Origin of the sequence: Kitasatospora sp. NPDC048365 (assembly GCF_043200835.1) — a bacterium.
GTDB classification, from domain to species: Bacteria; Actinomycetota; Actinomycetes; order Streptomycetales; family Streptomycetaceae; genus Kitasatospora; species Kitasatospora terrestris.
This window is the reverse complement of the sequence record NZ_JBICYJ010000014.1, coordinates 91,048-112,272: the sequence shown is the minus strand read 5'-3', so window position 1 is coordinate 112,272 and position 21,225 is coordinate 91,048. Positions and strand designations below refer to the sequence as shown.

At 72.3% G+C, this 21,225-nt stretch carries 23 protein-coding genes and 1 pseudogene; 12 read left to right on the top strand and 12 right to left on the bottom strand.

All coding sequences use genetic code 11. The annotated features are described in order from the left end of the window. Positions 1-83: 83 nt before the first annotated feature. A complete protein-coding gene (locus ACGFX4_RS16950; protein ID WP_393074361.1) occupies positions 84-1,094 on the bottom strand; it encodes a quinone oxidoreductase family protein in 1,011 nt (336 codons plus the stop codon). 140 nt (positions 1,095-1,234) lie between these two features. On the opposite strand from ACGFX4_RS16950, the pseudogene ACGFX4_RS16945 reads away from it, so the two are divergent. Continuing rightward, positions 1,235-1,327, top strand: a pseudogene (locus tag ACGFX4_RS16945) (integrase core domain-containing protein); the annotation flags it as partial. A gap of 18 nt (positions 1,328-1,345) precedes the next feature. Here ACGFX4_RS16945 and ACGFX4_RS16940 read toward each other — a convergent pair. The 4 genes from ACGFX4_RS16940 to cobU are packed head-to-tail and all read right to left on the bottom strand — an operon-like array spanning position 1,346 to position 4,972. Continuing rightward, positions 1,346-2,467 carry an ADP-ribosylglycohydrolase family protein gene (locus ACGFX4_RS16940; protein ID WP_393074358.1) on the bottom strand — a complete coding sequence of 374 codons (1,122 nt, stop codon included), beginning with the start codon at positions 2,465-2,467 and terminating at the stop codon, positions 1,346-1,348. Between the two features lie 26 nt (positions 2,468-2,493). Next, positions 2,494-3,273, bottom strand: a complete 780-nt coding sequence (locus tag ACGFX4_RS16935; protein ID WP_393074355.1) for an adenosylcobinamide-GDP ribazoletransferase — start codon at positions 3,271-3,273, stop codon at positions 2,494-2,496. Positions 3,274-3,281: 8 nt separating this feature from the next. After that, positions 3,282-4,400, bottom strand: coding sequence for a nicotinate-nucleotide--dimethylbenzimidazole phosphoribosyltransferase (locus tag ACGFX4_RS16930; protein ID WP_393074352.1), 1,119 nt, complete (start codon positions 4,398-4,400; stop codon positions 3,282-3,284). A gap of 11 nt (positions 4,401-4,411) precedes the next feature. Next, on the bottom strand, positions 4,412-4,972 hold the full coding sequence (gene cobU, locus ACGFX4_RS16925; RefSeq protein ID WP_393074350.1) for a bifunctional adenosylcobinamide kinase/adenosylcobinamide-phosphate guanylyltransferase: 561 nt from the start codon (positions 4,970-4,972) through the stop codon (positions 4,412-4,414). Between the two features lie 111 nt (positions 4,973-5,083). On the opposite strand from cobU, the gene ACGFX4_RS16920 reads away from it, so the two are divergent. After that, entirely contained in the window at positions 5,084-5,287 is a 204-nt protein-coding gene (locus tag ACGFX4_RS16920) for a hypothetical protein (protein WP_393074348.1), read from the top strand. Between the two features lie 17 nt (positions 5,288-5,304). On the opposite strand, the gene ACGFX4_RS16915 is transcribed toward ACGFX4_RS16920, so the two are convergent. Continuing rightward, entirely contained in the window at positions 5,305-6,015 is a 711-nt protein-coding gene (locus ACGFX4_RS16915) for a class I SAM-dependent methyltransferase (RefSeq protein WP_393074497.1), read from the bottom strand. 185 nt (positions 6,016-6,200) lie between these two features. Further along, positions 6,201-6,800 (bottom strand): DUF3043 domain-containing protein, encoded by a 600-nt coding sequence (locus ACGFX4_RS16910; RefSeq protein WP_393074345.1) that lies wholly within the window; start codon positions 6,798-6,800, stop codon positions 6,201-6,203. Positions 6,801-7,084: 284 nt separating this feature from the next. Here ACGFX4_RS16910 and ACGFX4_RS16905 point away from each other — a divergent pair, with 284 nt between their 5' ends. Next, positions 7,085-7,867 carry a PspA/IM30 family protein gene (locus tag ACGFX4_RS16905; RefSeq protein ID WP_393074342.1) on the top strand — a complete coding sequence of 261 codons (783 nt, stop codon included), beginning with the start codon at positions 7,085-7,087 and terminating at the stop codon, positions 7,865-7,867. A 23-nt stretch (positions 7,868-7,890) separates the two neighbouring features. Then, complete coding sequence (locus ACGFX4_RS16900) at positions 7,891-8,184, top strand: hypothetical protein (RefSeq protein WP_393074340.1); 294 nt, start codon at positions 7,891-7,893, stop codon at positions 8,182-8,184. Positions 8,185-8,249: 65 nt separating this feature from the next. On the opposite strand, the gene nadA is transcribed toward ACGFX4_RS16900, so the two are convergent. Then, positions 8,250-9,434, bottom strand: a complete 1,185-nt coding sequence (nadA, locus tag ACGFX4_RS16895; RefSeq protein ID WP_393074337.1) for a quinolinate synthase NadA — start codon at positions 9,432-9,434, stop codon at positions 8,250-8,252. A gap of 182 nt (positions 9,435-9,616) precedes the next feature. Here nadA and ACGFX4_RS16890 point away from each other — a divergent pair, with 182 nt between their 5' ends. From ACGFX4_RS16890 to ACGFX4_RS16880, 3 genes are all read left to right on the top strand, one after another. Continuing rightward, positions 9,617-10,543, top strand: coding sequence for an NADP-dependent oxidoreductase (locus ACGFX4_RS16890; RefSeq protein WP_393074335.1), 927 nt, complete (start codon positions 9,617-9,619; stop codon positions 10,541-10,543). An 84-nt stretch (positions 10,544-10,627) separates the two neighbouring features. After that, positions 10,628-11,092, top strand: coding sequence for an Lrp/AsnC family transcriptional regulator (locus ACGFX4_RS16885; protein WP_393074332.1), 465 nt, complete (start codon positions 10,628-10,630; stop codon positions 11,090-11,092). Between the two features lie 178 nt (positions 11,093-11,270). Then, positions 11,271-12,653 (top strand): pyridoxal phosphate-dependent decarboxylase family protein, encoded by a 1,383-nt coding sequence (locus ACGFX4_RS16880; protein ID WP_393074329.1) that lies wholly within the window; start codon positions 11,271-11,273, stop codon positions 12,651-12,653. A 22-nt stretch (positions 12,654-12,675) separates the two neighbouring features. Here ACGFX4_RS16880 and ACGFX4_RS16875 read toward each other — a convergent pair whose 3' ends face one another. After that, on the bottom strand, positions 12,676-13,557 hold the full coding sequence (locus ACGFX4_RS16875) for a GNAT family N-acetyltransferase (RefSeq protein ID WP_393074326.1): 882 nt from the start codon (positions 13,555-13,557) through the stop codon (positions 12,676-12,678). A gap of 207 nt (positions 13,558-13,764) precedes the next feature. On the opposite strand from ACGFX4_RS16875, the gene ACGFX4_RS16870 reads away from it, so the two are divergent. Next, complete coding sequence (locus ACGFX4_RS16870; protein WP_253799021.1) at positions 13,765-14,118, top strand: iron-sulfur cluster assembly accessory protein; 354 nt, start codon at positions 13,765-13,767, stop codon at positions 14,116-14,118. 73 nt (positions 14,119-14,191) lie between these two features. On the opposite strand, the gene ACGFX4_RS16865 is transcribed toward ACGFX4_RS16870, so the two are convergent. Both ACGFX4_RS16865 and ACGFX4_RS16860 read right to left on the bottom strand, forming a co-directional pair. Continuing rightward, entirely contained in the window at positions 14,192-14,773 is a 582-nt protein-coding gene (locus ACGFX4_RS16865) for a hypothetical protein (protein ID WP_393074323.1), read from the bottom strand. A 103-nt stretch (positions 14,774-14,876) separates the two neighbouring features. After that, complete coding sequence (locus ACGFX4_RS16860; RefSeq protein ID WP_393074320.1) at positions 14,877-15,095, bottom strand: hypothetical protein; 219 nt, start codon at positions 15,093-15,095, stop codon at positions 14,877-14,879. Between the two features lie 228 nt (positions 15,096-15,323). On the opposite strand from ACGFX4_RS16860, the gene ACGFX4_RS16855 reads away from it, so the two are divergent. Beyond that, complete coding sequence (locus tag ACGFX4_RS16855) at positions 15,324-16,301, top strand: carbohydrate kinase family protein (RefSeq protein ID WP_393074317.1); 978 nt, start codon at positions 15,324-15,326, stop codon at positions 16,299-16,301. A gap of 35 nt (positions 16,302-16,336) precedes the next feature. Here the strand turns inward: ACGFX4_RS16855 and ACGFX4_RS16850 are convergent, their stop codons facing one another. After that, a complete protein-coding gene (locus ACGFX4_RS16850) occupies positions 16,337-17,704 on the bottom strand; it encodes a cysteine desulfurase/sulfurtransferase TusA family protein (protein WP_393074315.1) in 1,368 nt (455 codons plus the stop codon). Between the two features lie 306 nt (positions 17,705-18,010). On the opposite strand from ACGFX4_RS16850, the gene coxB reads away from it, so the two are divergent. The 3 genes from coxB to ACGFX4_RS16835 are packed head-to-tail and all read left to right on the top strand — an operon-like array spanning position 18,011 to position 21,050. Next, on the top strand, positions 18,011-18,862 hold the full coding sequence (gene coxB, locus ACGFX4_RS16845; RefSeq protein ID WP_393074312.1) for a cytochrome c oxidase subunit II: 852 nt from the start codon (positions 18,011-18,013) through the stop codon (positions 18,860-18,862). Then, on the top strand, positions 18,859-20,634 hold the full coding sequence (gene ctaD, locus ACGFX4_RS16840) for a cytochrome c oxidase subunit I (RefSeq protein WP_393074309.1): 1,776 nt from the start codon (positions 18,859-18,861) through the stop codon (positions 20,632-20,634). The genes coxB and ctaD overlap by 4 nt, the downstream gene beginning before the upstream one ends. Next, on the top strand, positions 20,634-21,050 hold the full coding sequence (locus ACGFX4_RS16835; RefSeq protein ID WP_393074306.1) for a cytochrome c oxidase subunit 4: 417 nt from the start codon (positions 20,634-20,636) through the stop codon (positions 21,048-21,050). Before ctaD ends, ACGFX4_RS16835 begins: the two co-directional genes overlap by 1 nt. Positions 21,051-21,225: the final 175 nt, after the last annotated feature.

Genomic DNA, 21,225 nt, shown 5'->3' with positions numbered 1-21,225 from the left:
CGCTGTCGGGGGATCTTGGCGATGACGGTCGGTCATGCCCTCGACATCGCAGTCTCCAAGATCCCCGACCTCGTCACCCGCGATCAGCCCTGCGTCTCCTCGCGGCGTCCAACAGCGGCCGCATCGGGTACGACGAGCAGCTTGCCGGTGGTACGCCGAGCCTCCAGATCGCTGTGGGCCCGGGCGGCCTCGGACAGTGCGTAGCGGCCCGTCACGGTGACCTCGAGCGCCTTGGAGCGCACCCACTCGAACACATCGGCGGCCCGTCGGAGCAGTTCGGACCGATCGGCGATGAAGTCCCCGAGGCTGGGCCGGATCAGGGTCAGCGAACCGCCGTGGGCGAGCCGGATCGGATCGAACGGCGGCACGGCACCGCTTGCCGCGCCGAAGAGCACGAGATGGCCGCGGGTTCGCAGGCTGGCGAGGCTCGCATCGAAGGTGTGCGCGCCGACGCCGTCGAAGACGACCGGCAGTCCCTGACCGCCGTTGAGCCGCCTCACCTCGGCTGCGAGATCGTCGACTGCGGAGGAGAGGACCACCTCGGCGGCCCCGGCACGCTTCGCCAGCTCGGCCTTCGCCGTGGTCGACGTCGTGCCGATCACCCTGCCGCCGAGATGGGTGACGAGCTGGGTCAGAAGCAGCCCCATGCCGCCGGCAGCCGCATGCACGAGCACCGTGTCGCCCGCCTGGACCGGGTAGGCGTCCTTGACGAGATAGTGCGCGGTCATGCCTTGGAGGAGCACGGCGGCGGCTGTCTCGAAGCCGATGTCGTCGGGCAGCGACACCAGCCGGGAGGAGTCCACGACGGCCCGCTCGGCATACGTGCCGGGAATCTCCACCCAACCGACCCGGTCCCCGACTGCGACGTCGGTGACGCCGGGTCCGACTTCGACGACCGTGCCGGCGCCCTCGGAGCCCGGGGTGAAGGGCAGCGGGAGGCTGTACCGGCCTTCGCGGTGATAGACGTCGAGGAAGTTGACCCCGGATGCGGCGACCTCCACGAGCGCCTCGCCCGGACCCGGCCGCGGCTGGTCCACCTCGGCCTCCTGCAGCACCTCGGGACCGCCCACTTCGTACACCTGAATCGCTCGCATGACCCCTCCAATAACGGCTCGTCCCCCACCAACCCCGTTGATCGCGATCCGATTCCCGGCAAGCAGACCGGCGCGCCGCCCCCGCCGAGCGCTGAGACGCCTGCCCTGCACCCGGCTCCGGGACAGGAGACCGAGGCCGTCGGCCCTACCGGCCCCAGGCCAACGGCAAGCTCGGACGCTTCAACCGCACCCTGCTCGACGAATGGGCCTACGCCCGCCCCTACCGGTCGGACAGGAACGCCGCGAAGCGTTCAGTACTCCCAGGGCCGCCGTTCACCCGGGTGGACGGCGGCCGCGAAGTCGTCGGCCAGGGCGGCGATCACGGCCCGGCCCTCGACGAGGGCGAGCCAGTGGGGCGGGAGCAGCCCGTCGCCGTGCCGGGCGCCGAGCAGGTTGCCGCAGATCGAGCCGGTGGAGTCGCTGTCCCCGGAGTGGTTGACGGCGAGCAGCAGGGCCGACTCGATCGGCGTCCGGTGGGTCCAGTACTCGGTGCGGGCGAGCGCGCAGTACACCGCGATGGCGAGCGCCTCCTCGGCGACCCAGCCCGCGCCCAGCGACTCCACCGTCTCGGGGGTCGCCGGTCCGCCGGTCGCCGCGAGGTCGACGGCGCGGTGCAGGGCGGCGGAGGTCTCCTCGTGCCCGGGGTAGCCGGCCAGCAGTTCCATGGCGAGCCGCACCGCGTCACCGAGCGGCTCCCCACCGACCAGGTGGCTGATCATCGCGGCGAAGGCGCCGGCCGCGTAGTAGCCGGTCGGGTGGCCGTGGGTGATCTGGGCGCACCGGGCGGCGAGTTCGAACGAGGCCCGGGGCTCGCCCTCGGTGAAGCCGAACGGCGCCGAGCGCATCACCGTGCCGCAGCCCTTGGAACCGGGGTTCACCGGCCCCGGGGTGCCGTCGATCACGCTGCGCGGATCCGGTGCCCGGCCCTCCCGCAGTCCGGACAGGCAGGCCAGGCCGGGGGCCCTGCGCGCGTACAGCCACAGCTCCCCGCGCAGCGGTCCGCCGCGGTGCCGGGTGCCGTCGTGCGGCGGTGGGCCGTCGAAGTCCTGGGTGTCCAGCCAGCGCAGGTACGCGTCCTTGACCAGCTCGACCTCGGCGCCGCTGATGCCCTTGGCCCGGATGCGCCGGTAGCCGTTCAGCCAGCCCTCGGCGGTGAACAGGGTCATCTGGGTGTCGTCGCTGATCAGGCCGGTCCGCCTGGTGCGGTCCTGGACCGGCCCGGTGACGCCGGTCGGCCCGTACCGGGCGCGGACGGTGCCCAGCGACAGCCCTTCGACGGGGAAGCCGAGCGCGTCCCCGATCGCCCCGCCCAGCAGGCAGCCGCGGACCCTGGCGCGGTACGCGGCCAGTTCCTCCCACGAAAGTTCCCGCACCGCTTCCGTCCCTTCCTGGCGACCGGTCAGCTGACGGCGAGTGCGACCAGCACCCCGGTCGCCGCGGTCTCCGCCATCGCACCGAGCACGTCCCCGGTGATCCCGTCCAGCCGCCGTACGCAGCGCCGCAGCAGCAGCCAGGCGGTGCCCAGTCCGACCGCCACCGCCGCCGGGTAGCGGAGCGCCGCCCAGCCGTCGGCCGACGAGGCCCACGCGGCCGCCCCGAGCGCGGCCGCGCTCAGCGCGGAGATCCCGAGCGCCGCCGCCGGGCGGACCGTGGACGCCACCATCGCGCCCAGCCCGCCGGGCCGCGCCGCGGGGACCGACCGCAGGCAGCCCCAGGCGAGCGCGCAGCGCGCCGTGACCGCGGCCGTGAGGACGGCGAGCGCGCCCTCCCGCAGCGAGCCGGCGAACTCCCCGGCCAGTGCCGCGACCTGGGCGAGCAGGACCAGCAGCAGCGTCAGCACGCCGAACGGGCCGATGTCCGACTGCTTCATGATCCGCAACGCGTCCTCGGCGGGCTTGCCGCTGCCCAGCCCGTCGGCGACGTCCGCCAGCCCGTCCAGGTGCAGGCCCCGGGTCAGTGCCGCGAGCACCGCCACCGCGCCGACCGCGCCGAGCAGCGGGCCGCCGCGCCACGCCGGCAGCGCCCCGGCGCCCGCCGCGAGTGCGCCGAGCACCACCCCGACCGCCGGCGCGACCACCATCGCGGCGCCGCCGGCCTCCCGGTCCCACCGGTCCACCCGCACCCGCAGCACGGAGAGCGTGCCGAAGGCGAACCGCAGGCCGGGAACGAGGAGCTTCACCCCGGTTCTCAGAACCGGCCGAGCAGTTCCGCCGCCGTCGGCAGCTTCGCCGGCGCCCGAGGCGCGAGCGGCTTCGCGGACGGCACCGCCACCGGCTCGGCCAGGGTGTCGGAGGCGGCCTGGAGCAGCGGCAGCGCGAGCACCGCGCCGGTGCCCTCGCCCATGGCCACGCCGATCTCCTGAAGCGCCGTCAGGGTCAGCCGGTCGTACGCCTTGACCTGCGCGGGCTCGCCGCTCGCGGTGCCGGCCCGCCACCACTCGGGGGCCCGGAACGCGATCCGCTGCGCGACCAGCGCGCACGCCGCGGTGACCACACCGTCCAGCACCACGGGGAGCTTGCGCACCGACGCCTGCAGCAGGAAGCCGGTGAGCGCCGCGAAGTCCGCGCCGCCGGTGGCGGCCAGCAGGGCGATCTGGTCGCCGAGCACCGGCCGGGCGCGGCGCAGCGCGTCGCGCACGGTGGCGCACTTGACCATCCACATCCGGTCGTCGATCCCGGAGCCGCGCCCGGTGACGGCGGCCGCGTCGGTGCCGCACAGCGCGCCGACCAGTACGGCGGCGACGGTGGTCGAGCCGACCCCGAGGTCGCCGAGCAGCACCAGGTCGGTGCCGGCGTCGGCCTCCTCGTCGGCGACGGCGACGCCGGCCCGGAAGGCCTGCACGGCCTCGGCCTCGGTGAGCGCGTTCTCGACGTCGATCCGCCCGGAGCCGCGGCGCACCCGGTGGCGCACGACGTCCTCGGGGAACTCCGCCGGGTCGGCGTCGACGGCCATGTCGACGACCCGCACCCCGGCGCCGTAACGGCGGGCGAGGACGGCGACCGGCGCCGTCCCGTCGAGGACGGCGCGCACCCGGTCGGCGGTGCCGGTCCTCGGGTCGAGGCGGGAGACGCCGAGCGAGGCGACGCCGTGGTCACCGGCGAACAGCAGCACCTTGGCGGCGGCCAGCGGCCGGGTCGGTGCTTCGCCCTGCACCGAGGCGAGCCAGGCGCCGAGCTCCTGCAGCCTGCCGAGGCCGCCGGCCGGCATCGCGAGCTGCTGCCAGCGCTCCTCGGCGGCTCGCCGGGCGCCCTCGTCGGGCCGCTCGACGGCGGAGGAGAAGGTATCGAGATCCACGGTGGTGTCCATCGCGAGGCAGCCTATACGTCCGTTGACTTGATGGTCAGCACCTGTCCGGCGACCACCAGCAGCACCCTCTCGGAGGCGTCGGCGACCGCCATGTTGAGGTGGCCCAGGGTGTCCCGGAAGCGCCGCCCGGCGGCGGTCGCGGGGACGACGCCCATGCCGACCTCGTTGCTGACCGCGATCGCGGTGCGCCCGCTGGCGGCCCAGGCCTTCGCCAGCGCCTCGCAGCGCGCCGTGACGGCCGCCTCGCCGCCGCCGTACCAGACCTCGTCCTCCCAGGCCCGGTGCTGGTCCATCACGGCGGTGAGCCACAGCGCCAGGCAGTCGATCAGCACCGGCGCCGGGTCCGAGCCGTCGGCCAGGACGGCCTCCAGCTCGCAGGTCTCGGCGGTCCGCCAGCTGCCGGGCCGCCGCTCGCGGTGCAGTCGGACCCGCTGCGCCCACTCCGCGTCGCCGTCCCGCAGGCCGCTGGTGGCGACGTACAGCACGTCCTCGTGGCCCGCCAGCATCTGCTCGGCCCGGGTCGACTTCCCCGACCGGGCCCCACCGAGAATCAACGTCCGAGCAAGCACCATGCCCGCCATCCTGCCGGACGGGTCGCGAACGCAGGCATGCGGGCCGCCGCACCGGGCACGCTACTGTTCGCAGCGCGACAGGCGCAGAAGCGAGCGCGGGAGGAGCCGGGCATGGTGTGGACGTGGCGGTACGAGACGGCGGACGGCACGGTGGTCACCCCGGCGGGCGGGGCCGAGGAGTTCTCCAGCCAGGGCGACGCGGAGTCGTGGATCGGCGAGGAGTGGAAGCGCCTGCTGGACGAGGGCATCGACCGGGTGGTCCTGCTGGAGGACGAGCGGGAGATCTACCCGATGAGCCTGCACGAGGCCGAGTAGGACCCGGCGGCGGGGAGCTACTTCCCGGCGACGACGTGCAGCAGGGCCGCCACCGCCCGGTAGGGGTCCTGCCGCCCGGCCCGTTCCTCGGCGTCGAGGAGCTGGGCGAGCCGGCGGCCGTCGACGGGCGCGGCCTCGTCGGGGGTGGTGTCGGTGAAGACCCGGACCCCGTACCAGTGCCGGACCGGCACGGAGAGCTCGCCGAGCGTGGTGGTGAGGTCGGCGAGCCGGTCGGCGCGGGCGGGCAGGCCGAGGCGGTCGGTGTAGCGGGTGGCGTCGAAGGCCTCGGCGCAGGCCCGCCAGTCGCCGGTGAGCCCGGCCCGCATGGCGAGCGCGTCGGCGTTGCGCACCAGCAGGGAGAGCAGCCCGCCGGGGGCGAGGATCCGTGCCATCGAGGCGAGCATCGGGTCGGGGTCGGCGAGGTACATCAGGACGCCGTGGCAGAGCACCACGTCGAAGCTGCGCGGCCCGAACCAGCGACCGCACTGGTGGCCGTCGCCGGTGAGCAGCTGGACCCGTCGGCGGACCGGCTCGGGTTCGGCGGCCAGCGCGGTCTGCGCGGCGGTGAGCATCGCGGGGTCGGCGTCGATCCCGGTGACCAGGTGGCCGGCCCGGGCGAGCCGCAGGGCCTGGGTGCCCTGGCCGCAGCCGACGTCGAGGACGCGCAGGCCGGTGAGTCCGGCGAGCTGCTCGGCGAGCTGCCGGGCGACCAGCTCCTGGCGGACCAGGTTGTGCAGGCCCCCCTGCCGCTCCAGCCAGGCGCCGGCGCCGCTGTGGTACGCGACGCCGCGGGCGGGCAGCCGGTCGTGCCGGCCGAAGCCCTGCGCGGGCAGCGCCCCGGGGAGGGCCGCATGCCGACCGGGCCCGTCCGGTGCGACCGGATGGGCCCAGTACGGCGGCACGGCCTCCGCGGTCAGGGCCGCTCGCCCCGCTTGACCTGCGGCTTGGGCAGCCGCAGTCGGCGCATCTGCAGGGTGCGCATCAGGCCGTAGGCGACGGCGCCGCGGGTGTTCTCGTTCGGGAAGCGCTCGGCGAGGCTCTTGCGCAGGGTCAGGCCCAGGCGCACGAAGTCCAGGATGACGACCACGAAGAACAGCATGAAGAGCAGCGTCGAGGCGAGCTGCAGCACCGGCACCCGGACGATCGAGAGCACCAGCACGACCACCGCGTACGGCAGGAAGAACTCGGCGGCCGACCAGCGGGAGTCGATGAAGTCGCGGGTGAAGCGGCGGACCTGGCCCTTGTCACGGACCGGCAGGTAGCGCTCGTCACCGTCGAGCAGGGCCTGGCGCTGCTTGTCGCGCTCGGTCCGCATGCGGTCGCGGGCCTGGCGGTTCGCCTCCTTGCGGTCCTTCGGGACGGTGACCCGGGTCTTCCGGTTGGCCTCGGCCTCACTGCGCTTGGGCGTGGGCCGGCCCTTCGGGGCCTGCGGGTCGCGGGGCAGGTTCTTGTCGTCCTCGACGGCCATCACGGCGGTGGCGGTGGAGGAATCTTCGGAGCGGCGTCGGAACACACCCCCAGCGTACGTGTTGACCGGGCGCTTTCCCCCAGGCCCTTGGACCCGAACCGATATCAATCACATTCCGGGCGGCCCGGCGCGTCCCCCTACGGGTGGCCGACCGGTCGGCGGATCATGGTCTCAGGGGCGTCTCCACCTCGCGGACGATGCCGCGGCGCACAGCCCTGTAGCAGTCTTGTTGCAGGCTCGTGCACTGCGGTGAGAAGGCCGCCGCGCATACACTCGACCTGTTACGAGACGCAAACCCGCAGGCCCGAAGAAGGGGGCTATCGGAGCCCATGAGCGACGGAATCATGAAGCGTATGGGGCTGATCTTCCGCTCCAAGGCGAACAAGGCCCTGGACCGGGCGGAGGACCCGCGCGAAACGCTCGACTACTCCTACCAGAAGCAGCTGGAACTGCTGCAGAAGGTGCGCAGGGGCGTCGCCGACGTGGCCACCTCGCGCAAGCGCCTCGAGCTCCAGCTGACCCAGCTCCAGCAGCAGTCCGCGAAGTACGAGGACCAGGGCCGCAAGGCGCTCTCGCTGGGCCGCGAGGACCTGGCCCGGGAGGCGCTGACCCGCAAGGCCAACCTCCAGTCGCAGATCACCGACCTGGAGACCCAGTACCAGGCGCTGCAGGCCGAGGAGGAGAAGCTCACGCTCGCCTCCCAGCGGCTGCAGGCCAAGGTGGATGCCTTCCGCACCAAGAAGGAGACCATCAAGGCGACCTACACCGCCGCCCAGGCGCAGACCCGGATCGCCGAGTCCTTCTCCGGCATCTCCGAGGAGATGGGCGACGTCGGCCTGGCGATCCAGCGGGCCGAGGACAAGACCGCCCAGATGCAGGCGCGGGCCGGTGCGATCGACGAGCTGCTGGCTTCCGGCGCGCTCGACGACGCCAGCGGTCTGGGCCGCAAGGACGACATCGAGGCCGAGCTGGAGCGGGTGGCCGGCGGCAGCGACGTCGAGCTGGAGCTGGCCCGGATGAAGGCCGAGCTCACCGGTGGCTCCCCGGCGTCCGCGCCGCAGGCCATCGAGCAGGGCCAGCAGGACCCGTCGAAGATCAACTACAACAAGTAACCCGAACAGGGAGACGCACCGGCATGATCATGAGGGTCATGGGTGAGGGCCAGTTCGAGGTCGCCGAGGGCCACCTCAACCGGCTGAACCAGCTCGACGACGAGCTGCTCACCGCCGTGGAGTCGGGCGACGAGCAGGCCTTCCGGGCCGCGCTCGCGAGCCTGCTGGAGGCCGTCCGCGAGTTCGGCAGCCCGCTGCCGGACGATTCGCTGGAGCCGTCCGACCTGATCCTCCCGGACGCGGAGGCGACCGTCGACGAGGTCAAGGCGATGCTCAGGGACGAGGGCGACGGCCTGATTCCGGGCCTCCCGGAGTAACCGGTTTCTCGTAGCAGGAAGGGCGGGCCCCCGCGGGGGCCCGCCCTTCCGGTGTTCCCGAGGGGCTACGGCAGGGCCAGCATCCGGTCCAGCGCGGCCTTGGCGTACTTCTCGGTCTCCGGGTCGACGGTGATCACGTTCGGCACCCGGCCCTCGACCAGCGACTCCAGCGCCCAGACCAGGTGCGGCAGGTCGATCCGGTTCATGGTCGAGCAGAAGCAGACCGCGCGGTCCAGGAAGACGATCTCCTTGTCCGGGTGCGCCTTGGCCAGGCGGCGGACCAGGTTCAGCTCGGTGCCGATGGCCCACTTGGAGCCGGGCTCGGCGGCGTCCAGCGCCTTGATGATGTACTCGGTCGAGCCCACCATGTCGGCGGCGGTGACCACCTCGTGCTTGCACTCGGGGTGCACCAGCACGGTCACGCCGGGGATCCGCTCGCGGACCTCGTTCACCGAGTCCAGCGAGAACCGGCCGTGCACCGAGCAGTGGCCGCGCCAGAGGATCATCTTCGCGTCCCGCAGCTGCTCGGCGGTCAGGCCGCCGTTCGGCTTGTGCGGGTTGTAGAGGACGCAGTCGTCCAGCGACAGGCCCAGGTCCAGCACGGCGGTGTTGCGGCCGAGGTGCTGGTCGGGCAGGAAGAGCACCTTCTGGCCCTGCTCGAAGGCCCACTCCAGCGCGCGCTTCGCGTTGGACGAGGTGCAGATGGTGCCGCCGTGCTTGCCGGTGAAGGCCTTGATGTCGGCGGAGGAGTTCATGTACGACACCGGCACCGTCACGTCGGCGATCCCGGCCTCGGTGAGCACGTCCCAGCACTCGGCGACCTGCTCGGCGGTGGCCATGTCGGCCATCGAGCAGCCGGCCGCCAGGTCGGGCAGCACGACCTGCTGGGCGTCCGTGGTGAGGATGTCGGCGGACTCCGCCATGAAGTGCACACCGCAGAAGACGATGTACTCGGCCTCGGGCCGGGCGGCGGCGTCGCGGGCCAGCTTGAACGAGTCGCCGGTGACGTCGGCGAACTCGATGACCTCGTCGCGCTGGTAGTGGTGGCCCAGGATGAAGACGCGGTCGCCGAGCGCGGCCTTGGCGGCGCGGGCGCGCTCGACCAGGTCCGGGTCGGAGGCTGCGGGCAGGTCGCCGGGGCACTCGACGCCGCGCTCGCTGTTCGGATCGGCCTGGCGGCCGAGGAGCAGCAGCGCGAGCGGCGTCGGGGTGGGGTCGACGCCGTGGGGGGTCTCTACGGTGGTGGTCACGGGCGTGTGCCCTCCTGTGCGGCCGGCACTGTCTACCAGCCTTCTCGTCTATCTGACGCTATCTATGATAACCGGTTAGCGTCACAGTGACGATGGCCGTCCTGTCGATGTGACGAGCACCGCTCACCAGGTTGGATGTTTCCCGCGCGAGAATTCCAGGTCTTCCGGCTTGGCTGGACGGCATGAAGGCAATCGCGATCCACCGCTACGGCGGCCCCGAGGTGGTCGAGTACACCGAGCTCCCCGACCCGAAGATCGGGCCCGACTCCGTCCTGGTCCGGGTGCGGGCGGCCGGCGTCAACCCGGTCGACTGGAAGATCCGGGACGGACACCTCGACGGCATGCTGGACGCCCACTTCCCGCTCGTCATGGGCTTCGACTGCGCCGGCGTCGTCCAGGCGGTCGGCGGCGGCGTCACCGAGTACCGGCCCGGCGACGAGGTGATCGGCTACGTCCGCAAGGACTGGGTCGAGCACGGCACGTACGCCGAACTGGTCGCCGCCCCGGTGCGCACCCTGGCCCGCAAGCCCGCCGCGCTCGACTGGGCGCAGGCCGGCGGCCTGCCGCTGTGCGGGCTCACCGCCTACCAGGCGCTGGTCAAGGCGCTCGCCGTGCGGGAGGGGGAGACCGTCCTGGTGCACGCCGCCGCCGGCGGGGTCGGCTGCCTGGCCGTCCAGATCGCCGAGGCGCGCGGCTGCCGGGTGATCGGCACCGCGAGCGAGCGCAACCACCACTTCCTGCGCGGCCTCGGCGCCGAACCGGTGGCCCACGGCCCCGGCCTCGCCGACCGGGTCCGCGAGCTGGCGCCCGGCGGGGTGGACGCCGCCCTCGACCTGGTCGGCGGCGACGCCGTGGAGACCTCCGCCGAACTGGTCGCCGACCCCGGCCGGATCGCCTCGGTCGCCGACTACCGGGTCGCCGCGCTCGGCGGCCACTACGTCTGGGCCCGCCCCGACCACGCCGACCTCACCGAACTCGCCCGCCTCGCCGACGACGGCAGGCTCACCGTCCCCGTCGCCTCCACCTTCCCGCTCTCCCAGGCCGCCTCCGCCCAGGCCCTCAACGCCGAGGGCCGCACCCGCGGCAAGATCGTCCTTCTGGTGGATTGAGGGCCGACTTCGGCGAGAATGGCCCCGCAGAGTCGTTTCTCCCGGCTCGCACACCCTCGTACGTACCACCGTGGAGCCCTGGCCATGAGCACTCCTGTACCGCCCGACCTGGCCGGGGCGCCGCTGGACGACACCGACCGCCTGCTGCTGGAGCACCTCAGCCGCGACGGCCGCGCCTCCTACGCCGAGATCGGCCTGCTCGCCAACCTCTCGGCCACCGCCGTCCGCCGCCGGATCGACCGGCTGCGGGCCCGCGGCGTGGTCCGCGGCTTCACCGTGGTGCTCGACCCGGCGCTGCTCGGCTGGCGCACCGAGGCCTTCGTCGAGGTCTACTGCCGCGCCCGGACCTCGCCCGAGGAGCTGCTGGCCAGCCTGAGGCAGTTCCCCGAGGTGGTCGCCGCCTGGACGGTCACCGGCGACCCGGACGCGCTGGTCCACCTCCGGGCCGCCGACACCCGGCACCTGGAGGCCGTGATCGAGCGGATCCGCAAGGAGCCCGGCGTGCAACGCAGCCGTAGCTCGGTGGTCCTCTCCCGGTTGATCGGCTGACGTTTTCCGTTTCCGGCGCGCAGGATTCCTGCGTACGGCCCCCGAAAACGCCGGAAAGCTGCCCCGTGCGGCCCCGTTCCGACGCGCGCCCGTGCCCCCCCGCTGCCTACGCTGATCATGTCCGGACACCCCCTCAGTACCGGGCGCCCCGACACCCTCAGCAGCGAGAGGCACACCCGTGTTCGCAGCCCCCGACCGCATGCACCGGCCCGACAACCAGCTGGTCGACCTCGTCTTCGACTACATGCGCGAGCGGCTGCAGTACAACCCCGTCCCGCTCGACCACCCCGGCGACGGCGAGCACCTGCGCCGCCACCTGGACGGCCTGCTGAACGCGCACGGCAACAACCCCGCGGACGTGCTCAAGCTCTACGACCACGAGCTCTCCCGCGCGGTGATCTCGGCCGACAGCCCGCGCTACCTGTCCTTCATCCCGTGCGCGCCGACCAAGGCCGCGCTGCTCTTCGACATGGTCGTCTCCTGCGCCTCGCTGCAGGGCATCTCCTGGCTGGAGGCGGCCGGCGCCATCGCCGCCGAGAACCAGGTGCTGCGGCTGATAGCGGACCGGGCCGGTCTGCCGGAGAGCGCCGGCGGCACCTTCGTCTCCGGCGGCTCGGCCGGCAACCTCTCGGCGCTGGTCGTCGCCCGCGACACCGCCCGCCGCAGGCTCGGCGTCGGCCCCGAGGCCCGGCTGCGGATCGCCGTCGCCGACCAGGTGCACTCCTCGGTGAAGAACACCTTCAACATCATCGGCGTCGAGGCCTTCGTGGTGCCGACCGTCGACCGCCGCTTCACCGGCGAGGCGCTGCGCGCCGCCCTGGCCGCCGACCCGACTGCGACCGATCCTGCTGGCTCGCCCGTGATCGCGGTGGTCGGCACCGCCGGTACCACCAACGAGGGCATCGTCGACGACCTGCAGGGCCTCTCCGAGGTCACCCGGGAGCGCGGCCTGTGGTTCCACGTGGACGGCGCCTACGGCGGCGCGGGCCTGTTCGCCCCCTCGGTGCGCGAGCGCTACAACGGCATCGAGCACGCCGACTCGTTCGTGGTGGACCCGCACAAGTGGCTGTTCGCCCCGTTCGACTGCGCCGCGCTGATCTACCGCAACCCGCAGCTCGCCCGCGCCGTGCACACCCAGGACGCCTCCTACCTGGACGTCCTGCACACCGAGGGCGACGAGTGGAACCCCACCGACTACGCCTACCACCTGACCCGGCGCGCCCGCGGCCTTCCGCTCTGGTTCTCGCTCGCGGTGCACGGCACCAACGCGTACACCGACGCCATCGAGACCGGCCTCGGGCTGGCCCGGGACACCGCCCAGGTGATCCGCGACAGCGAGCACCTGGAGCTGCTGCACGACCCGCAGCTCTCCGCGGTCTGCTTCCGCCGCAAGGGCTGGACCAACGAGGACTACTACCGCTGGTCCCAGCAGCTGCTCGCCGACCAGATCGGCTTCGTCACCCCCACCGGCTGGGACGGCGAGACGGTCGCCCGCTTCGCCTTCCTGCACCCGGGCACCACGATGGAGATGGTGAACGAGATCCTCGACACCATGAAGTGAGCCGGGCCCGAGAGAGCAGGGCTCACAGGAAGCCGCCGTTCGGCACGTACGGGCTCGGCGGCTTCATGCCCCGCACCGCCAGGTAGCCGCGGGTCTGCAGGCCGAGGCCGAGCTCCAGGCCGACGTCCACCGCCCACTCCTGCTCGGCGGTGAGGAACTCGACGCGGGCCTCGGTGCCCTCCGGGACGCGGGCCAGCGCCTCGCGCAGCAGGCGGGCGGCGATCCGCTTGGAGGTGGCGGCGAGGAGCATCACCTCGCCGCCGTCGCGGTAGCAGTAGCCGCTGCCGGCCAGGGCGTCGGCCACCAACAGCTCCTCGAAGTGGGCGAGCATGAACCCGTGGTCGACGCCGTGCGCCGAGCCGCGCAGCCGGCGGTCCACCGAGTCCAGCAGGTGCAGCTGGGTCGCGTTGCCCGGGTGCACCGGGATGTCGCCCGGGTCCACCAGACCGGACCGGTCGACGGCCCCGGTCAGCCGCATCGCCGGGTGCAGGGTGAACCCGGCCTTCCGGTACCGCCGGGCCGCGGCCGGCGACGGCGAGGCGCACAGCATCCCGCGCAGGCACCCCCGCCCGTACGCGGCGGCCCGCTCCAGCAGCAGCCGCCCGACCCCGTTGCCCTGGGCCTCCGGCCGGACCACGAACAGGGTGAGCACCCACAGGCCCTCCCGCCGCAGCGAGAGCGCCGCGCCCACCGGCTCGCCCTCGTGCTCGGCCAGCCAGCAGCCGTCCGGATCGGTCCGGGCGAGGTGCCGGGCCCGGGCGGCGTTGCGCACCTCGCGCCGCGCGCCCGCGGCGGTCACGGGCTCGTCGGGTGACCGCCCGTCGAGGTCGGCGAACGCGGCCCGGGCGACCGCCAGGACGGCTTCGGCGTCAGCCGCGGTGTCTCGGAGCGGGCGAACCATCACGGGGTCCATCCTGGTCCGCGGGCGGCCCCGCCGGGGGTGGTTTGCCCGGACGGGACCGTGACCACCCTCCGGCGGTGTGCGAGCATGGAGTGCGTGGGGGAGTGGGCGACGAAAACGTCCCCCGAACGCACCACCGACCGGAAATGAATCCGGGAGGCCGCTGGTTTGCACTGGCGGCACATACGTCGTCACAGACCGGGAGTAAGCATGACCGTCCAGGACGAGACCACCGTCGAGAGTGGCATCCTCCTCACCGATGCCGCCGCGGGCAAGGTCAAGGCCCTGCTGGACCAGGAGGGCCGCGACGACCTCGCGCTGCGCGTCGCCGTGCAGCCCGGTGGCTGCTCCGGCCTGCGCTACCAGCTGTTCTTCGACGAGCGCTCGCTGGACGGCGACGTCGTCAAGGACTTCGGCGGCGTCAAGGTCGTCACCGACCGGATGAGCGCCCCGTACCTGGGCGGCGCCACGGTCGACTTCGTCGACACCATCGAGAAGCAGGGCTTCACGATCGACAACCCGAACGCCACCGGCTCCTGCGCCTGCGGCGACTCGTTCAGCTAAGCCCGAACGACCACGAGGGCGGCCCCGGTCACACCGACCGGGGCCGCCCTCGTGGCATGTCCGGGGCCGGTGGCTAGCGCGGCCCGCCGGCCGGCTCCGTGACGTTCGGCGAGAGCTGCTGCCCGGTGGCCAGGTCGACCACCGCGCCGCTCTTCACCGGCTTGGTCAGCGTCGCGGTCACCGACTGCTCCTTGATCACCTGCGGGCAGGCCTGGCCGCGCGGCGCCGTCTGGGTGATCACCACCCGGACCTTCAGGATCGGAGGCGTGTCCTCCTCCACCTTCAGCCCGTACTTGTCGCAGATCCCGGCCTCGAAGAAGACCGTGATCGAGGTCGGGCTCTGCAGCCGGTACCCGGTGGCGGGGATCTTCACCGCGGTCGGGTCCGGCTCGCCGACCGCTATGCCCGGCGTCGTGGGCTGCGGGGTCGGCTGCGAGGCGCTCGCCGACGGCGCGGGCGACGCGCTCGCGGACGGGCTGCCCGGCGCCGGCGAGGACGGGGCACTGCTGCTCGGAGATCCGCTCACACTCGCTCCCGCGCTCGACGCCGAACCGCCCGACCCGCTCCCGCACGCGGTCAACACGCCGGCGGCCAGCAGTGCACCCGCCATGACGGCGGCCCGGCGGCGGTTCGAGGTGGTCCTGTGCTCGTCCATGATCTGCGTTCCTCCCGAGGGTCGTGCAGCGCGCTGCGGCGGCACTGCCCGGGTTTGACGTGCTCGGGAGGAACTCGGTTCCGTCCGGGTGCCGCGGCCGGGGTCAGCCGCCGTACTCGGCCATCCCCGCGACCACTCGGCGGGCCTCGGCCGGCACCCGTACCCCCGTCGACAGCGGCGGGTACGGCTCGGGCCGGGCCTCCGCCTGCGGCCAGAACCGGATCAGCCGGCGCGAGGAGGAGAGCAGCAGTTCGAGGGAGTCCGGGTCGGCGTCGCCGCGCGAGGTGCTCGGGATCCAACCGGCGGAGTGACTGGGCTTCATCGGTTCAACGCTCCGATCGCCGGGCCGCGGCCACGCTGCCGCGGACCTCAAGAGGGCGGGCGGAAAGGTCCCACCGCTGTCGACCCTAGGCCGACCCGTCGCGACAGACCAGGTCTACTCCGGGGTAGTACCTGTTCGGGGCGTACCGGCCGCCCGGTCGCCGCCCTGTACCGTGGGTGAGTTGTTGCCGCAGCTCTCGGCCCCTCCGGGCCGCCCAAGGAGACCCCCGTGCGTATCGCCGTCGCCGGCTCGATCGCCACCGATCACCTCATGACCTTCCCCGGCCGGTTCGCCGATCAGCTGGTCGCCGAGCAGCTCCACACCGTCTCGCTCTCCTTCCTGGTGGACGCGCTCGACATCCGCCGCGGCGGCGTCGCCCCGAACATCGCCTTCGGCATGGGCGTGCTCGGCCTGCGCCCGATCCTGGTCGGCGCCGCCGGTGCCGACTTCGAGGAGTACCGCAGCTGGCTGGAGCGCCACGGCGTGGACTGCGACTCCGTGCACATCTCGGAGACCCGCCACACCGCGCGCTTCATGTGCACCACCGACGAGGACCACAACCAGATCGCGTCCTTCTACACCGGCGCGATGGCCGAGGCCCGGCAGATCGAGATCAAGCCGATCGCCGACCGGGTCGGCGGGCTGGACCTGGTGCTGATCGGGGCGGACGACCCGGCCGCGATGGTCCGCCACACCCAGGAGTGCCGCACCCGCGGGTTCGCCTTCGCCGCCGACCCCTCCCAGCAGCTCGCCCGCCTGGAGGGCGACGACATCCGGGAGATCGTGGACGGCGCCGCGTACCTGTTCACCAACGAGTACGAGGCCGCGCTGATCGAGACCAAGACCGGCTGGAGCGCGGAGGAGATCCTCGACCGGGTGGGCACCCGGGTCACCACGCTCGGCGCGAAGGGCGTCCGCATCCAGCGCAAGGGCGAGCCCGACATCACCGTCGGCTGCCCGGCCGAGGAGCGCAAGGCCGACCCCACCGGCGTCGGCGACGGCTTCCGCGCCGGCTTCCTCGCCGGCCTCTCCTGGGACCTCGGCCTGGAGCGCGCCGCCCAGATTGGCTGCATGCTCGCCACCCTGGTGATCGAGACCGTCGGCACCCAGGAGTACGAGCTCCGCCGCGGCCACTTCATCGAGCGCTTCACCGAGGCCTACGGCGAAGCCGCCGCCGCCGAGGTCACCGCCAAGCTCGCACGGTGATGCAACCAGGGGCTCGGGGAACTGAGCCCCTGGTGTCAGAACGATCGTCGGACCGTGAAGCGAGTGCCCTCCGCGCCCAGGTACTCCTGGCCCCGCATCTCGCACCAGGCCGGGATGTCCAGCCGGGCCGCCGCGTCGTCGGCGAGCACGACGACCGTGCCGCCGACCGGGACGTCCCCGATCCGCTTGGCCAGCTCGATCACCGGGATCGGGCAGCGCTTGCCCAGGGCGTCGACGACGAGGGTCCCGACCGTGGGCTCCGGCGCGGGGAGGTCGAGGCCGAGCGGGGCGCGGACGCCGGCGACGATCCCAGGCAGGACGTCGAGGAAGCGGTCGACCGCCTCCTCCGCCACCCCGAGCGGTAGCGAGACGCGGACGTTGCCCTCGGTCAGGACACCCATCGCGGCGAGCACGTGGCTCGGTGTCAGGGTGCTCGACGTGCAGGACGAGCCGGAGTTGACGGCGAAGCCGGCCCGGTCGAGCTCGCCCAGCAGCACCTCGCCGTCCACGTACAGGCAGGAGAAGGTGACCAGGTGCGGCAGCCGGTGGACGGGGTCGCCGACCACCTCCACCTCGGGCACGGACCCCGGGACCCGGGCCCGGATCCGGTCGACCAGCGCGCGCAGCCTGGCGTCCTCGGCGGCCGCCTCGGCCCGCACCGCCCGCAGCGAGGCGGCCGCCGCGACGATCGCCGGCACGTTGACGTACCCGGGCACCCGGCCGCGCTCCCGCTCGTCGGCGGGCAGCGGCGAGGACCAACGGACGCCCTTGCGGACGGCGAGCACCCCGACGCCCGCCGGGCCGCCCCACTTGTGCGCGCTGGCGGTCAGCAGCGACCAGCCGCCGGGCAGCGCCGCCCGGCCCGCGCTCTGCGCGGCGTCGACCAGCAGCGGGACCTCGCCGAGCAGTTCGGCGGTCTCGGTGACCGGCTGCACCGTGCCCACCTCGTGGTTGGCGGACTGCAGCACCGCCAGCGCGGTGTCCGGCCGGAGGGCGGCGGCGAAGGCCCCGGGCGTCACCCGGCCGTGCCGGTCCACGCCGACCGCGGTGACCGAACCGCCCTCGGCCTCGTGCCGCTCCGCGACGTGCAGGACGCTGGAGTGCTCCACCGCCGAGTGCACCAGGTGCGCCCCGCGCCGCCGGTTGCCGCGCAGCGCGCCGAGCATGCCGAGCTGGACGGCCTGGGTGCCGCTGGCGGTGAAGGAGATCTCGTCGGGCCGGGCGCCGAGCGCCTCGGCGACGGTCTCCCGGGCGGCGTCCAGCAGCATCCGGGCCTGACGGCCCGACCGGTAGAGCCGGGCCGGGTCGGCCCAGCCCTCGTCGAGCGCGGCGGTCAGCGCCTGCCGCGCGACGGGGTGGAGCGGGGCGGTTGACGCGACGTCGAAGTAGTGCACGGAACCCATCCAATCAGGCGTACCGGAAAGGCCCCGGACGGGCTCCCGACGGTCCGTCACCCGCGTGTCGCAATAGCCTCCCCCGATCGGGCGTGCGACCCTCTTACGGCTGCGATGACCTGCGACTCCACCCCTGCGGGGGCTGATCGGGTACCCAGGCGGCGCGTTAGCGGGGGCTGCTCGTGAGTGCCGCATAAGGATGGAGTAGCGTTTGGCCCGCATAAGCATTCAAACCGTGCCCGTGACCGGGTCGCCGGGGAGGACTCGACTCCCGGGGTGATGCGAGTCGCGGGCGAGACTTCGGGAAGGCGCTACGTGAGTCCCAACGGCTCCGACCGCTCGCCGCGGCGCACGATGCGGCGGAAGCTGCCTCAGGCGCTGGCACTGGGCCTCGTCATCGCGACCGCCACCGGCTGCTCGGCCAACGACCTCCCCAGGCTTGGCCTCCCGACGCCCGTCACCAAGGAAGGCCCCCTGGTCCTCCACATGTGGCAGGGCTCGTGGATCGCGGCACTGGTGGTCGGCGCACTGATGTGGGGTCTGATCCTCTGGAGCGTGATCTTCCACCGGCGCAGCCGCACCAAGGTGGAGATCCCCGCTCAGACCCGGTACAACGTGCCCATCGAGGCGCTGTACACCGCGGTCCCCCTCGTCATCGTCTCGGTGCTGTTCTACTTCGTCGCGCGCGACGAGGCCCGCCTGACCGAGGTGTCTGCCAAGCCGCAGCACACCATCAACGTGGTGGGCTTCCAGTGGAGCTGGGCGTTCAACTACGAGAACTCCGAGATTCCCGACCCGTCGAGCACGACCGCCGCGTACGACGTCGGCACCCCGCAGAACGAGCCGACGCTCTACCTGCCGGTGAACGAGTCGGTGAAGTTCCGCCTCACCTCGCGGGACGTCATCCACGACTTCTGGCCGATCGACTTCCTGATGAAGATGGACGTCGTGCCCGGTGTGACGAACGAGTTCGAGGTCACCCCGACCGCGCTCGGCACCTACCGGGGCAAGTGTGCGGAGCTGTGCGGTGTCGACCACTCGCGCATGCTCTTCAACGTCAAGGTCGTGACGCACGACGAGTACGAGCAGCACCTCAAGGAGCTGCGGGCCAAGGGCCAGGCCGGCGCGGTGCCTTCCGGCATCACGGGCATTGAAGGTGAGAAGTGACTATCCTCAACGAGCCCGCTGCGGCCGGCGGGGGCTCCGGGGCCGTCACGGCCGGCGCCCAGCGCGTCCGCAAGCCGGGCAACGCGATCATCAAGTGGCTGACCACCACTGACCACAAGACGATCGGCACGATGTACCTGGCGACCTCGTTCGCCTTCTTCCTGATCGGTGGCGTCCTCGCCCTGGTCATGCGCGCCGAGCTGGCCCGTCCGGGGACGCAGATCCTCTCGAACGAGCAGTTCAACCAGGCGTTCACCATGCACGGCACGATCATGCTGCTGATGTTCGCGACCCCGCTCTTCGCGGGCTTCGCGAACTGGATCATGCCGCTGCAGATCGGCGCCCCCGACGTCGCCTTCCCGCGCCTGAACATGTTCGCCTACTGGCTGTACCTGTTCGGCTCGGTCATCGCGGTGGCCGGCTTCCTCACCCCGCAGGGTGCGGCGGACTTCGGCTGGTTCGCGTACTCGCCGCTGTCGGACGCGGTCCGCTCGCCGGGCATCGGCGCCGACATGTGGATCATGGGTCTGGCCTTCTCCGGCTTCGGCACGATCCTCGGTGCGGTCAACTTCATCACCACCATCATCTGCATGCGCGCGCCCGGCATGACGATGTTCCGGATGTCGATCTTCGTCTGGAACGTCCTGCTGACCGCCGTGCTGGTGCTGCTGGCCTTCCCGGTCCTCGCCGCCGCGCTCTTCGCGCTGGAGGCCGACCGCAAGTTCGGCGCGCACGTCTTCGACCCGGCCAACGGTGGCGCCATGCTGTGGCAGCACCTGTTCTGGTTCTTCGGTCACCCCGAGGTGTACATCATCGCGCTGCCGTTCTTCGGCATCGTGTCGGAGATCGTCCCGGTCTTCAGCCGCAAGCCGATGTTCGGCTACTCCGGCCTGATCGCGGCCACCATCGCGATCGCCGGTCTGTCCGTGACGGTGTGGGCGCACCACATGTACGTCACCGGCCAGGTGCTGCTGCCGTTCTTCTCCTTCATGACCTTCCTGATCGCGGTCCCGACCGGTGTGAAGTTCTTCAACTGGGTCGGCACCATGTGGAAGGGCTCGCTCAGCTTCGAGACCCCGATGCTGTGGACGATCGGCTTCCTGGTCACCTTCCTCTTCGGTGGTCTGACCGGTGTGCTGCTGGCCTCCCCGCCGATCGACTTCCACGTCTCGGACTCGTACTTCGTCGTCGCTCACTTCCACTACGTGGTCTTCGGCACCGTCGTCTTCGCGATGTTCGCCGGCTTCCACTTCTGGTGGCCGAAGATGACCGGCAAGATGCTGGACGAGACCCTCGGCAAGATCACCTTCTGGACGCTGTTCATCGGCTTCCACACCACCTTCCTGGTCCAGCACTGGCTGGGTGCCGAGGGCATGCCGCGTCGCTACGCGGACTACCTCGCCTCGGACGGCTTCACCACGCTGAACACCATCTCGACCATCGGCTCCTTCCTGCTCGGCCTGTCGATCCTGCCGTTCCTCTACAACGTCTGGAAGACCGCCAAGTACGGGGAGAAGATCGAGGTCGACGACCCGTGGGGCTACGGCCGTTCGCTGGAGTGGGCCACCGCCTGCCCGCCGCCGCGGCACAACTTCACCACGCTGCCGCGGATCCGCTCCGAATCCCCGGCGTTCGACCTGCACCACCCGGAGATCGCGGCGCTGGACTACCTGGAGAACCACGGTGAGCCGGCCAGCCACTTCGCCGGGGTGACCCCCGCGCAGTACGACCGTCCCGAGCTGGGCAAGGGCAAGAAGGAGGGCGACGCCTGATGAAGGAGCAGGGCAAGATCTTCATGGGCTTCGCCGCCTTCATCCTGGTGATGGCGGTCGTCTACGGCCTGTGGACCATGAACTCCGACACGGGTCTGGAGGCGGCCGGCACCACCGCGCTGTTCCTCGCGTTCGGCCTGTGCGCCTTCATCGGCTTCTACCTCGGCTTCACCGCCAAGCGGGTCGACACCGGTGCCGGTGACAACCCCGAGGCCGAGGTCGCGGACGACGCCGGCGAGGTGGGCTTCTTCGCTCCGCACAGCTGGCAGCCGCTGTCGCTGGCCATCGGTGGCGCCCTCGCCTTCCTGGGTGTCATCTTCGGCTGGTGGCTGCTCTACTGGTCGATCCCGATCATCCTGGTCGGCCTGTACGGCTGGGTCTTCGAGTTCTACCGGGGCGAGAACCAGAACCAGTAGGTTCCCCTCGCACCACGGCGGGCCGGGCTTCCCTTCGGGGGGCCCGGCCCGCCGCCGTTCCCCCGGAAGGATCAGTCGGAGTGCCGAACGGATGAGCCGTTCATACGCTTCGAGTCAGATCGGACCCAGGGAGGTTCCGTTGAACGGCACTCGAACAGGTCGAATAGGCACCAGC